At 57.0% G+C, this 12378-nt stretch carries 12 protein-coding genes; 7 read left to right on the forward strand and 5 right to left on the reverse strand.

Annotated elements, in window-relative coordinates; genetic code table 11:
* Positions 1-77 precede the first annotated feature (77 nt).
* Both clpA and gloB read right to left on the reverse strand, forming a co-directional pair.
* A complete protein-coding gene (gene clpA / locus AC2FID_RS05655) occupies positions 78-2402 on the reverse strand; it encodes an ATP-dependent Clp protease ATP-binding subunit ClpA (protein WP_058275504.1) in 2325 nt (774 codons plus the stop codon).
* Positions 2403-2574: 172 nt separating this feature from the next.
* Positions 2575-3342 (reverse strand): hydroxyacylglutathione hydrolase, encoded by a 768-nt coding sequence (gloB, locus tag AC2FID_RS05660; RefSeq protein ID WP_496835842.1) that lies wholly within the window; start codon positions 3340-3342, stop codon positions 2575-2577.
* 61 nt (positions 3343-3403) lie between these two features.
* Between gloB and AC2FID_RS05665 the strand changes: the two genes are divergently transcribed.
* The 7 genes from AC2FID_RS05665 to AC2FID_RS05695 all read left to right on the forward strand — a co-directional run bounded on the left by AC2FID_RS05665 (position 3404) and on the right by AC2FID_RS05695 (position 9776).
* A complete protein-coding gene (locus AC2FID_RS05665) occupies positions 3404-4138 on the forward strand; it encodes a class I SAM-dependent methyltransferase (protein ID WP_058275506.1) in 735 nt (244 codons plus the stop codon).
* A gap of 311 nt (positions 4139-4449) precedes the next feature.
* Positions 4450-5010: a F0F1 ATP synthase subunit delta gene (locus AC2FID_RS05670; RefSeq protein WP_496835844.1), complete on the forward strand. Its 561-nt coding sequence runs from the start codon at positions 4450-4452 to the stop codon at positions 5008-5010.
* Positions 5011-6549, forward strand: a complete 1539-nt coding sequence (gene atpA, locus AC2FID_RS05675; RefSeq protein WP_058275507.1) for a F0F1 ATP synthase subunit alpha — start codon at positions 5011-5013, stop codon at positions 6547-6549. It abuts the gene before it with no gap.
* Between the two features lie 15 nt (positions 6550-6564).
* The gene (locus AC2FID_RS05680; RefSeq protein ID WP_058276006.1) at positions 6565-7440 is read left to right on the forward strand and encodes a F0F1 ATP synthase subunit gamma; all 876 of its coding nucleotides are present in this window, start codon (positions 6565-6567) and stop codon (positions 7438-7440) included.
* A 20-nt stretch (positions 7441-7460) separates the two neighbouring features.
* Complete coding sequence (gene atpD, locus AC2FID_RS05685) at positions 7461-8885, forward strand: F0F1 ATP synthase subunit beta (RefSeq protein ID WP_058275509.1); 1425 nt, start codon at positions 7461-7463, stop codon at positions 8883-8885.
* 12 nt (positions 8886-8897) lie between these two features.
* On the forward strand, positions 8898-9308 hold the full coding sequence (locus AC2FID_RS05690) for a F0F1 ATP synthase subunit epsilon (RefSeq protein ID WP_058276005.1): 411 nt from the start codon (positions 8898-8900) through the stop codon (positions 9306-9308).
* Positions 9309-9425: 117 nt separating this feature from the next.
* Positions 9426-9776 carry an H-type lectin domain-containing protein gene (locus AC2FID_RS05695; protein WP_058275511.1) on the forward strand — a complete coding sequence of 117 codons (351 nt, stop codon included), beginning with the start codon at positions 9426-9428 and terminating at the stop codon, positions 9774-9776.
* A gap of 190 nt (positions 9777-9966) precedes the next feature.
* Here the strand turns inward: AC2FID_RS05695 and AC2FID_RS05700 are convergent, their stop codons facing one another.
* From AC2FID_RS05700 to AC2FID_RS05710, 3 genes are all read right to left on the reverse strand, one after another.
* Entirely contained in the window at positions 9967-10509 is a 543-nt protein-coding gene (locus tag AC2FID_RS05700; RefSeq protein WP_496835848.1) for a hypothetical protein, read from the reverse strand.
* 258 nt (positions 10510-10767) lie between these two features.
* Complete coding sequence (rpiB, locus tag AC2FID_RS05705) at positions 10768-11217, reverse strand: ribose 5-phosphate isomerase B (protein WP_496755275.1); 450 nt, start codon at positions 11215-11217, stop codon at positions 10768-10770.
* Positions 11218-11277: 60 nt separating this feature from the next.
* A complete protein-coding gene (locus AC2FID_RS05710; protein WP_058275513.1) occupies positions 11278-12297 on the reverse strand; it encodes a ribose-phosphate pyrophosphokinase in 1020 nt (339 codons plus the stop codon).
* Positions 12298-12378 lie beyond the last annotated feature (81 nt).

The raw sequence follows: 12378 nt of genomic DNA on the forward strand, positions 1-12378 counted from the left end.
AAAAGTTTGTGGCCGAAACGAAATCGCCCGGCTGCTGAACAACCGGGCGATTAGATTCGTTACGCGAATGCGGCGTCTTAATCCGCCGTCAAAAGCGGAGGTTTGTCGCCCGGAATTCGTGGCTGATCGGGGCCAAGGATATCCAGGTTCAAATCGCCTTTTTTGACAGACACGCGGACCACACCACCCTTGGCTAGCTTGCCGAAAAGCAACTCCTCGGCCAGTGGTTTCTTGATGTGTTCCTGAATGACACGACCCAGAGGACGTGCACCCATCTTGTCGTCATACCCTTTTTCAGCCAGCCACGCGGCAGCTTTGGGTGTCAGATCGATGGTCACATTTCGATCCAGCAATTGCGCTTCAAGCTGCAGAACGAACTTCTCGACCACCTGCAGGATGACCTCTTTCGGTAGTGGCGCGAATGAGATCACGGCGTCCAGGCGGTTGCGGAATTCCGGCGTGAACATCCGCTCGATTGCGGCCGTATCCTCACCTTCGCGACGGTCACGGGCAAAGCCTATTGCAGCCTTGGCCTGTTCCTGCGCACCCGCGTTCGAGGTCATGATCAGCACCACGTTGCGGAAGTTCACCGTACGTCCGTTGTGATCGGTCAGCTCACCGTGGTCCATTACCTGCAACAGGATGTTGAACACGTCCGGATGGGCTTTTTCGATTTCATCCAGTAGCAGCACGCAATGCGGATGCTGGTCGACGCCGTCGGTCAGCAGACCGCCCTGATCAAAGCCGACATAGCCCGGAGGCGCGCCGATCAGACGGCTGACGGCGTGCTTCTCCATGTACTCAGACATGTCAAAGCGCAGCAGTTCTACACCCAGCGTATCCGCCAGCTGTTTCGCAACTTCGGTCTTACCCACACCGGTCGGGCCAGCGAACAGATAGTTGCCGATGGGCTTTTCAGGTTCACGCAGACCGGCACGCGCCAGTTTGATCGCACTGGACAGCGCCTCGATTGCCAGATCCTGGCCGAATACAACACGTTTCAACGAAGCCTCGAGATCTTTCAGCACCTCGGCATCATCTTTGGTGACGTTCTTGGGCGGGATGCGGGCGATCTTGGCGACGACCGCCTCGATTTCCTTGACCCCGATGGTCTTGCGCCGTTTGCTCTCAGCCACCAGATGCTGCGCCGCACCGGCCTCATCGATTACATCGATGGCCTTGTCGGGCAGTTTACGGTCGTTGATGTAGCGGGCCGATAGTTCCACTGCGGTCTTGATGGCATCGGCGGTGTATTTGATCTCGTGATGTTCTTCGAAATAAGGCTTCAGACCGCGCAGAATTTTCACGCTGTCTTCGACTGAAGGCTCGCTTACGTCGATCTTCTGGAACCGGCGGCTCAGCGCGCGGTCTTTTTCAAAATGCTGACGGAATTCCTTGTATGTGGTCGAGCCCATGGTGCGCAATTTGCCGCCCTGCAGGGCAGGTTTCAGCAGGTTCGACGCATCCATCGCACCGCCCGAGGTGGCACCGGCACCGATCACGGTGTGAATTTCGTCAATGAACAGCACCGCGTCGGGGTGGTCCTCCAACTCGGTCACAACCGCCTTCAGGCGTTCCTCGAAGTCTCCGCGATAGCGGGTACCTGCCAGCAGAGCACCCATGTCGAGAGAATAAATTGTGGTCTCTGACAGCACATCTGGCGCTTCGCCACCAACAATCTTGCGTGCCAGGCCTTCAGCGATGGCGGTCTTGCCCACGCCGGGATCACCTACCAGCAGCGGGTTGTTCTTGCGGCGGCGGCACAGGACCTGAATACAACGCTCAACCTCATCAGCACGGCCGATCAGCGGGTCAACATCGCCTGCGCGCGATTTAGCGTTCAGGTCAATGCAGTACTTTCCAAGCGCGCTTTCCTTCTGTTCGCCTTCGGTGACGCCAGGCTGAGCCTCTTCCTCGACTTGATCCGCGCCCGAAACCGAGCGGTTTTCGCCGTACGCAGGGTCTTTGGCCACACCATGCGCGATGAAGTTAACCGCGTCATAGCGCGTCATGTCCTGCTCTTGCAGGAAATAGGCTGCATTGCTTTCACGTTCGGCGAAGATAGCGACCAGAACGTTTGCGCCGGTCACTTCGGTCCGGCCCGAGCTTTGGACGTGGATCGCCGCGCGTTGTATGACACGCTGGAAAGCGGCCGTTGGCACGGCCTCGGAACCGTCGATATCCGTGACCAGATTGGACAGGTCTTCGTCAATGAATTCAACCAGAGTGCTGCGCAGTTCTTCCAGATCGACGCTGCAGGCTTTCATGACGCGGATGGCGTCAGGTTCTTCCAGTAACGCCAAAAGCAGATGCTCTAGCGTGGCAAATTCGTGACGCCGTTCATTCGCAGCCGCCAAGGCCGCGTGGATGGCTTGTTCTAATGTGCTCGAGAATGAAGGCACGCGGGTGCTCCTCTGTCTTGGGTCGAAAGGGGCAGGCTTCGGCCGGAACCCCATCCCAACCATGTCCTCATACTATTAGAGTTTGGTTGATCGTGGCCCGGCTTCAAGGGTTTTCTTGCTCTTGACAGTCACATTTCACGTGACCGTGGCCGTGAGGAAGGCAATTTGGGTACTAAAAGCTGTCTTTTCTAGTCCGAATTTCAGCAAAAACTTCTGCGGGGTCCGAATTTTGCATACCCAAATGCGCCTGAATCGCCGGGTCAGCGGCCCGCAAGAACGGGTTTGTGGCCTTTTCCAGCGCCATCGTCGAAGGAACCGTGGGTTCTCCGGCAGCGCGCGCGCGGTTGATATCATCAGCGCGTTTTTGCAGTGCGGCATTGGTTGGATCGACGGTTAACGCGAATTTTGCGTTTGATTGCGTGTATTCGTGGCCGGAGCATACGATTGTCTCATCGGGAAGCGCGGCCAACTTGCCGAGCGAGGCCCACATCTGTGGCGCCGTGCCTTCGAACAAGCGCCCACACCCCAATGCCATGAGGCTGTCCGCGGTGAAAACAACTGCGCTGTTCGGCATGTAAAAGGCGACATGGCCAACAGTATGGCCGGACACATCCAGCACCCGAATCTGCTCGCTTCCGAATTCAAATGTGTCACCGTCGCTGACCTGCTGATCCAGCGGGGGCAGGCGATGCGCATCGGCGGCCGCGCCAACAACTTTGGCCGGATGTCTTTCCAAAATGGCAGACAGGCCATCCACATGGTCCCAATGGTGATGAGTTAAAAGAACATGGGATAATGTCCAGCCGCGCTTGTCCAAATCGGCCAGAATGGGTCCGGCTTCGGGCGCGTCGACCAGTGCGGTATTGCCGCTTGCGGCGTCATGCGCCAGAAATGCGTAATTGTCGCTGAGACATGGGATGGTAACGACCTCAAGAGGCATGGCCTTTTGCCCTTTCGTTGCTAGACTGCGCCCAGCTAAGCCGATTGACCGGGTGTCTGCAATGCATCTTGATGTGCAGGATTTGAGGAACTTCTACTATCGCAGCACTCTGGGTCGTGCCGCGCAGGCGGCGATCCGTGGGCGACTGATCGAGCAATGGCCCGAGGCCAAGGGGCAAACGGTTGCAGGATTCGGCTTCGCGGTTCCATTGCTGCGTCCTTATCTTGCGGACGCCCGCCGCGTGATCGGTTTGATGCCAGGCCCGCAAGGCGTCATGCCTTGGCCGGCCGGAATGCCCAATGTGTCGGTTCTGACCGAAGAAACCCTGTGGCCCATTGAAACGGGCCATGTCGACAAGCTGATTGTGATGCACGGGCTTGAGACGTCGCAGCGGCCTAGCCAATTGCTGAGCGAGTGCTGGCGGGTGCTGGGGCCGGGGGGGCGCGCATTCTTTGTTGTGCCCAATCGGGCAGGGCTGTGGTCGCGGACGGATAAGACACCATTCGGTTTTGGGCGGCCGTACACGGCTTCGCAGCTGGAAAGTCAGCTCAAGGCGCATCACTTCATCCCGGAAAGTCATTGCTCGGCTCTGTATCTGCCGCCGTCATTCCGTCGTTTCTGGCTGAAGTCGGCGAGCCTGATCGAAAAGACTGGCCAAAGGCTGCCAACAGTCATGGCAGGCGGAGTGCTTATGGTTGAGGTGACAAAACACATCCGACCGCCCAGCGGCAGTGTTGCAAAGGATGCCGAACGTCGTCCGATAAAGGCGCTTGATGGCCTTCTGAAACCAGCCTGAGCAGCCCGGTCATTTCCCCTCTTCAATTCGCAAAAATTGAGGGAAAAAGGACACAGGAATCGCAAAAACCTACACTTTCGTAACATTTTTCGTCTGTTTCAGCCGGATAAAAGGGTCGCACCCTCCTTAAGTAATTGAAATTGAACATTTTGTGGATAAACCTGTTGCCGTGATAATATATTGCTAGCTGGGTTCGGCTCTGCTACATCCCCGGTGATTTTGATCCCCGACCGTCTGGCCGGGGTTTCTTCACGCCCCCGGGGTAGCTGCCGCAACGCGAATTCGGGGCCCAAAATATCGGAAGGGTGGACGTGTCCGAACCAGCTTCGATTTCCACAGGCATTGCCAAGCGCTATGCCACCGCGATCTTTGAGATCGCCAAAGAGAATAATGACCTCGCAGGTCTGGAAACCGGAATCAACGATCTGGCAGCAGCATTGGGCGAAAGCGCCGAACTGCGCGACCTGATCGCATCGCCTCTGGTTTCGCGTGCCGAACAAGAAGGCGCCATTACCGCAATCGCTGACAAAATGGGTCTGCACGCCATCATGCGTAACACGCTGGCTCTGATGGCTCAGAAGCGCCGTCTGTTCGTAGTTCCCGAGTTGGTGCAGGTTCTGCGCGACATGCTGGCGAACGAACGTGGCGAAGTGACCGCCGATGTCGCGTCGGCCAAGGCGCTGACCAAGACACAACTGGAAAAACTGTCCAAGACGCTGTCCGAGCGTGTGGGCAAGACCGTGACAATAAATGCGACCGTTGATGAAAGCCTCATTGGCGGTCTTGTCGTTAAAGTGGGCTCGAAGATGATCGATAGCTCGATCCGTTCGAAGCTCAACTCCCTACAGAATGCAATGAAAGAGGTCGGATAAATGGGAATCCAAGCTGCAGAGATTTCTGCAATCCTGAAGGACCAGATCAAGAATTTTGGTCAGGAAGCCGAAGTGGCCGAAATCGGTCGCGTGCTGAGCGTCGGTGACGGGATTGCCCGCGTATACGGTCTGGACAATGTGCAAGCGGGTGAGATGGTCGAATTCCCCGGTGGCATCATGGGCATGGCGCTGAACCTGGAAAGCGACAACGTTGGTGTTGTTATCTTCGGTTCCGACCGTGACATCAAAGAAGGTGACATCGTCAAGCGCACCAACTCGATCGTGGACGTTCCGATTGGTAACGGTCTGCTGGGTCGTGTTGTTGACGGTCTGGGCAACCCGCTGGACGGCAAAGGCCCCATCGAATCCACCGAGCGTGGCGTTGCTGACGTCAAAGCACCTGGCATCATCCCGCGTAAATCGGTTCATGAACCGATGGCAACCGGCCTGAAATCGGTTGACGCGATGATCCCGATTGGTCGTGGCCAGCGTGAGCTGATCATTGGTGACCGTCAGACCGGTAAAACTGCCGTTGCTCTGGACGCCATCCTGAACCAGAAAACCTACAACGATGCAGCAGGCGACGACGAGTCGAAGAAGCTGTACTGCGTTTACGTTGCGATCGGCCAAAAGCGTTCGACCGTTGCGCAGCTGGTGAAGAAACTGGAAGAGTCCGGCGCGATTGACTACTCGATCGTTGTGGCCGCAACCGCGTCCGACCCGGCGCCGATGCAGTTCCTGGCACCCTATGCCGCAACCGCAATGGCCGAATTCTTCCGCGACAATGGCCGCCACGCACTGATCATCTATGATGACCTGTCGAAACAGGCTGTGTCTTATCGTCAGATGTCGCTGCTGCTGCGTCGTCCGCCCGGACGTGAAGCCTATCCTGGCGACGTTTTCTATCTCCACTCCCGCCTGCTGGAGCGTTCGGCGAAGCTGAACGAAGACTTCGGTGCTGGTTCGCTGACTGCTCTGCCGGTTATCGAAACGCAAGGTGGTGACGTTTCGGCGTTTATTCCGACCAACGTGATCTCGATCACCGACGGCCAGATCTTCTTGGAAACCGAACTGTTTTATCAGGGCATCCGTCCTGCTGTGAACACCGGTCTGTCGGTTTCGCGTGTGGGCTCTTCGGCTCAGACCAACTCGATGAAGTCGGTTGCCGGTCCGGTTAAGCTGGAACTGGCTCAGTACCGCGAAATGGCTGCGTTTGCGCAGTTTGGTTCCGACCTTGACGCCGCGACCCAGCAGCTGCTGAACCGTGGTGCGCGTCTGACCGAGCTGATGAAGCAGCCGCAGTACTCGCCGCTGACCAACGCTGAAATCGTCTGTGTCATCTTCGCCGGCACCAACGGTTACCTCGACAAGATCGACGTTTCCGATGTTGGCCGTTACGAAGCTGGCCTGCTGGCGCACCTGCGCGGCAAGCACGCCGACCTGCTTCAGTGGATCACCGACGAAGATCCCAAGATCAAGGGCGACGCTTCCGACAAGATCAAGGCTGCGCTGGACGAATACGCCGCAACCTTCGCTTAAGGGAGAGGCGGGCACATGCCAAATCTTAAGGATCTTAAAAACAGGATCGAGTCGGTCAAATCGACCCGCAAGATCACCAAGGCCATGCAGATGGTCGCGGCTGCAAAACTGCGCCGCGCCCAGGAATCTGCCGAAGCCTCGCGTCCCTATGCTGAACGGTTCAATGCCGTGATGGCCGGGCTGGCGGCATCGGTCGGGGGCAGCGACAGCGCCCCCAAGCTGCTCCGTGGTACGGGCAGTGATGATGTCCACCTGCTGGTTGTCATGACAGCTGAACGCGGCCTGTGTGGCGGCTTCAACTCGAGCATCGCCAAGCTGGCCCGTGTCAAAGCGGAAGAGCTGCGCCTGAAAGGCAAGACGGTCAAGGTTTTGACTGTCGGCAAAAAAGGCCGCGACGCGCTCAAGCGTGACCTTGGCGATCTGTTCGTTGGACATATCGACCTGAGCGAAGTCAAGCGTCTGGGTTACACCAACGCGCAAGACATCGCCAAGGGCATCCTGTCCCGTTTCGATGGGGGTGAGTTCGATGTTGCCACGATCTTCTACTCGAAGTTCGTCAACGTTGTGACCCAGATCCCGACGGCACAACAGGTCATCCCAGCCTCGTTTGAGGATACCGAGGGCGACGACAGTGGTGCCGTGTTCGACTATGAGCCCAGCGAAGAGGCCATTCTGGCCGACCTGCTACCAAAGGGGGTTGCGACTGCAATCTTCTCGGCTCTGCTCGAAAACGGAGCCTCGGAACAGGGTGCACGTATGTCCGCGATGGACAACGCAACACGCAACGCGGGTGAGATGATCGACAAGCTGACGATCCAGTTCAACCGTTCGCGTCAGGCCGTGATCACCAACGAGCTGATTGAAATTATTTCCGGCGCTGAGGCGCTGTAGAGACAAACCGGAGACGAAACATGGCGAATGCAAAAGGCAAAGTCACACAGATCATCGGGGCCGTCGTCGACGTGCACTTCGAAGATCAGCTGCCTGAAATTCTGAACGCGCTGGATACAACCAACAACGGCAAAAAGCTGGTTCTGGAGGTTGCACAGCATCTGGGCGAAAACACTGTCCGCACCATTGCGATGGACGCAACCGAAGGTCTGGTTCGCGGCGAAGCTGTAACTGACACCGGCGCACCGATCGCGGTTCCGGTCGGCAACGCAACACTGGGACGAATCCTGAACGTTGTGGGCGAACCTATCGACGAAAAAGGCCCCGTTGAAACCAAAGAAACGCGCGCCATTCACCAGCCTGCGCCAGACTTTTCGGATCAGGCAACGGAATCCGAAGTTCTGGTTACCGGCATCAAGGTTGTTGACCTGCTGGCCCCTTACGCCAAAGGCGGTAAGATCGGTCTGTTCGGCGGCGCCGGCGTTGGTAAAACAGTTCTGATCATGGAGCTGATCAACAACATCGCCAAAGTGCACTCGGGCGTGTCCGTGTTCGCGGGTGTTGGCGAACGGACCCGTGAAGGCAACGACCTGTATCACGAGATGATCGAATCCGGTGTTATCGTTCCCGAAAAGCTGGAAGATTCGAAAATCGCGCTGGTGTACGGCCAGATGAACGAGCCTCCGGGTGCACGTATGCGGATCGCTCTGTCGGGCCTGACCCTTGCGGAACAATTCCGTGACGCAACCGGTACCGATGTTTTGTTCTTTGTCGACAACATCTTCCGCTTCACACAGGCAGGTTCCGAAGTGTCCGCCCTGTTGGGCCGTATCCCTTCGGCGGTGGGCTATCAGCCGACGCTGGCGACCGACATGGGCGCGATGCAGGAACGGATCACCTCGACCAAGTCGGGCTCGATCACCTCTGTGCAAGCCGTCTACGTCCCTGCGGATGACCTTACCGACCCCGCGCCTGCGACGTCGTTCGCGCACCTCGATGCGACCACCGTTCTGAACCGTGCGATCTCGGAAAAGGGTATTTACCCTGCTGTTGACCCGCTCGATTCGACCTCGCGTCTGCTTGATCCGGCAATCGTCGGTGAAGAGCACTATACCGTAGCGACCGACGTTCAGCAGATCCTCCAGCGCTACAAGTCGCTGCAGGACATCATCGCCATCCTCGGCATGGACGAACTGTCGGAAGAGGACAAACTGACCGTGGCCCGTGCCCGTAAGATCGAACGCTTCATGTCGCAGCCGTTCGACGTGGCACAGGTCTTCACCGGCTCGCCCGGCGTTCAGGTTCCTCTGGATGTCACCATCGCGTCGTTCAAGGCCGTTGTGGCCGGCGAATACGATCACCTGCCCGAGGCAGCCTTCCTGATGGTTGGCGGCATCGACGACGTGATCGCCAAAGCGGAGAAGATGGCCGCAGAAGCCGCCTAAGGAGCAAACCTGATGGCAAACACGATGCAATTCGACCTCGTCAGCCCCGAGCGGAGCCTTGCTTCGCTCAGCGCGACCGCGGTCCAGCTTCCCGGCGCGGACGGGGACATGACGGCGATGCCTGATCATGCCCCCACCATCACGACGCTGCGCCCGGGTATCCTGAAGGTCGAGGCACCCGAAGGGTCCAGTGAATATCTGGTCACCGGCGGGTTTGCTCAGATCAATGGCGATGGCCTGTCGGTTCTGGCTGAAAAAGCCATTCCGGTCGCCGAAGTGACACGGTCGCATCTGGACGATCTGGTCGCCGAGGCGCGTGCTTCGCACGAAGCAGCCAAGGCAGGCGATGATCAGACAATTGTCGATGACGCTGCCAAACTGTTGGCCGACATGGAAGCCCTTGGAACGCATATGAGCCTGTAAGGCTCACCGCATTCCGACAGTTAGAAACGGCCCCGTAAACACGGGGCCGTTTTTTTTATCGTGATTTTATCAATGCGACGGGTTAAGGTCCGGAATTACATAGATAAAGACAAATCAATGAAGACGTTTCGAACCCATCCAATTGGTATTGACCAAGGCGAGGCAGTTATTTTTTCCGAATTCGCCGATGGTGGCGAAATGTGGACGGGCGAAGGACCGCGCCAGCGGCGTTCGAGCGTTATGTTCAACCAACCCTTCCGATCAAATCCGGTGGTTCAGATCGGTGTCTCTTTGTGGGATGTGGATACATCTTCCGCTCTGCGCGCCGAAGTCACGGCTGAAGACATCACGCCAGAGGGCTTTAGCGCCGTTTTTCGCACATGGTCCGATACACGGATCGCCCGGATACGGGTCACATGGACCGCCATCGGAGAGGTGGCCCATGACGACGATTGGAATATCTCTTAACGCATCCCGGGGCTAAGGTCTGGCAATACCTTTGTTATTTTTGCTCATAGTTACTGCAGCGCAGAATTGAAATATTCCAAGAACTGAATGGGAAATCCTGTGAAGCGGACGGTCGAATAAGTCGCCAAAGCACCGATTAGAAAGTACACCGGCACTCGAACCAGCGCATATCTGCGCAGAAGAACGCCAACTAACCCAATGACGATCGAGGCAACAAGCAATAAAACCGAAGTATGAAAAGCAATCGAAAGAACTGATACGCGGTCTCGGTTGCAACTTTTGTAGCTCCGGCTCCTAGAATTAAGCTTGTGCATGCACAAACGCCGAATATCAGGCCTAAAACAGAACTAAGCGTCCGCGCCCTTTTGGACGCCGTGCGGTTCTGACCCGGGCCTGTTTCTGACCCGTCGGAGATTGGTTCGTTCCCCTGTTTATTGGCCGCAGTGAAGCCTCGGTACATCAGGACAACGCCAACCACCAGCGCCACCGCGCCCGCAAGCCCCAACCCGGCTGCTGCACCGATCCCGTAGCTCTGCTTTATCGCTTCGTAGTTTTCGTTCGCCTGCCTTACCGCATGTTGTCCGGTGCTCATTAACACAGCGCCAATCAATACCTTTCCGTAATTTGGTCGGGATGACGGGGTTTTGGCAGCCCTTTGTGCAAGAGCAGAATTCGGCTGTGGGCTTTTGGCGTTGATGCGTTGAATTCGATCTTGAAAATTGGTGTTTGACATATGGTATCTTCTTTCAGCTTCGAAATCACTTCATCGTGCCGACGGAATGTGGTGACAATTGGTCGGGAGGGAGCTTCTGAGTTTTCCCAAACAGGCGCAACGTTGAAACCCGTTGTAACTGGGTGTGCGACAAGGACGGGCGGCTAGGCTGAACCACCCACCCGGTTCATAGGGGGCAGGCGCTACATGTTTGCATCCGTGTCGTGGACACGCGGTGATGCACTTAGTTTCACTTTGAATGGCCTTTGGAACGGAGCCCTAACCGTCTTTTTCTTCGATCATGTCCACACGGGTTGCGTGACGCCCGCCTTCGAACTCGGCCTCCAGAAACGCATCTACGATATCCAGGGCCTGACCTTCACCCACGACACGTGCGCCAATCGACAGCATGTTGGCGTTGTTGTGCGCGCGGATCATGCGGGCCGAGAAGGCGTCAGAACACACGCCACAGCGAATGCCCGGAACCTTGTTGGCCGCCATCATGATGCCCTGACCTGTACCACACAGGACGATCCCAAGGTGGCAATCGCCCGAGGCAACGGCCTGAGCCGCAGCTTTACCGTGGATGGGATAATGTGTGCTTTCAGGCGTCTTGGGGCCGATATCGACGACCTCCCAGCCTTGCGCTGCGATGTGGTCGGCGACCGCTTGGCGCAGCTCGATAGCCGCGTGGTCGCTGGAAAGAACAATGCGTTTTGAGGCTGTCACGGGTACGTCCTGTCTTGCTGTGTTGACAAAAAAGGGCGGCTGTAACGCCGCCCAACTCGGTCAGTCCATGTGATACATCGACTCGTAGATCGGTGTCAGTGTCTTGTCCTCGAACAATGAAGACACGCTTGTTCCGTTCCAGATGTTCAGGATCGCCTGAGTAAAAATAGGCGCGGTTGGCACGATGCGGATGTTCTTGGCGTTGGTGATCTCTTTGGTGGGCTGGATCGTGTCGGTCAGCACCAAAGATTTCATTACAGAATTCGTCACACGTTCGACCGCCGGACCGCTCATGACGCCGTGGGTGATGTACGAATGTACCTCTTTCGCGCCGTTATCCAGCAGGACCTGAGCGGCCTTGCAAAGCGTACCGGCAGTGTCGCACATGTCGTCGACGATCAGGCAGATTTTGTCTTTGACGTCGCCAATCACTGTCATCTCAGCCACTTCGCCAGCCTTTTCGCGGCGCTTGTCCACGATCGACAGGGGCGCGTTGATGCGCTTGGCCAATTCCCGCGCGCGGGCAACGCCACCAACGTCAGGTGATACGACCATAAGCTCGTCCAGATTGTCCTGGAACTGGTGTTTCACATCCAGCGCAAAAATCGGCGATGCATAAAGGTTGTCGACAGGCATGTCGAAGAACCCCTGAATCTGTGCTGCGTGCAGGTCCATGGTCAGGATCCGCTCGATCCCTGCACCGGTCAGCATGTTGGCCACCAACTTGGCGCTGATTGGCGTCCGCGCCTTGGTGCGGCGGTCCTGACGGGCGTAACCAAAATAAGGGATCACGGCGGTGATACGCTGTGCGGAAGACCGACGCAGCGCGTCAGCGATGATCAGCAGCTCCATCAGGTTGTCATTCGCCGGATTCGACGTCGGTTGGACAATGAACATATCCTCGCCGCGCACGTTTTCGAAAACTTCGACGAAAATCTCGCCGTCATTGAAGCGCTCGACCCGCGCATCGACAAGATTCTGATCGACGCCGCGATACAGGCTCATGCGTCGCGAGATAGATTCGGCAAGAGGAAGGTTGGCGTTCCCAGCGATAAGCTTGGGTTCGTTGAGTGTCGGCATCGGCTGAGGTCCCCGGGCAGCAATGGCAATGTGACAGATTCGTGATGTTGACACCGCTTAGCACGGGTCTAACGTCCAGCA

It is taken from the genome of Ruegeria sp. CDSC068, from assembly GCF_059610545.1.

Coding starts and splice junctions, on each gene's coding strand:
- gloB (WP_496835842.1), bottom strand. CDS start 3,342: ATGCCTCTTGAGGTCGTTACCATCCCATGTCTCAGCGACAATTACGCA.
- AC2FID_RS05665 (WP_058275506.1), top strand. CDS start 3,404: ATGCATCTTGATGTGCAGGATTTGAGGAACTTCTACTATCGCAGCACT.
- atpA (WP_058275507.1), top strand. CDS start 5,011: ATGGGAATCCAAGCTGCAGAGATTTCTGCAATCCTGAAGGACCAGATC.
- AC2FID_RS05680 (WP_058276006.1), top strand. CDS start 6,565: ATGCCAAATCTTAAGGATCTTAAAAACAGGATCGAGTCGGTCAAATCG.
- atpD (WP_058275509.1), top strand. CDS start 7,461: ATGGCGAATGCAAAAGGCAAAGTCACACAGATCATCGGGGCCGTCGTC.
- AC2FID_RS05690 (WP_058276005.1), top strand. CDS start 8,898: ATGGCAAACACGATGCAATTCGACCTCGTCAGCCCCGAGCGGAGCCTT.
- AC2FID_RS05695 (WP_058275511.1), top strand. CDS start 9,426: ATGAAGACGTTTCGAACCCATCCAATTGGTATTGACCAAGGCGAGGCA.
- AC2FID_RS05700 (WP_496835848.1), bottom strand. CDS start 10,509: ATGTCAAACACCAATTTTCAAGATCGAATTCAACGCATCAACGCCAAA.
- AC2FID_RS05710 (WP_058275513.1), bottom strand. CDS start 12,297: ATGCCGACACTCAACGAACCCAAGCTTATCGCTGGGAACGCCAACCTT.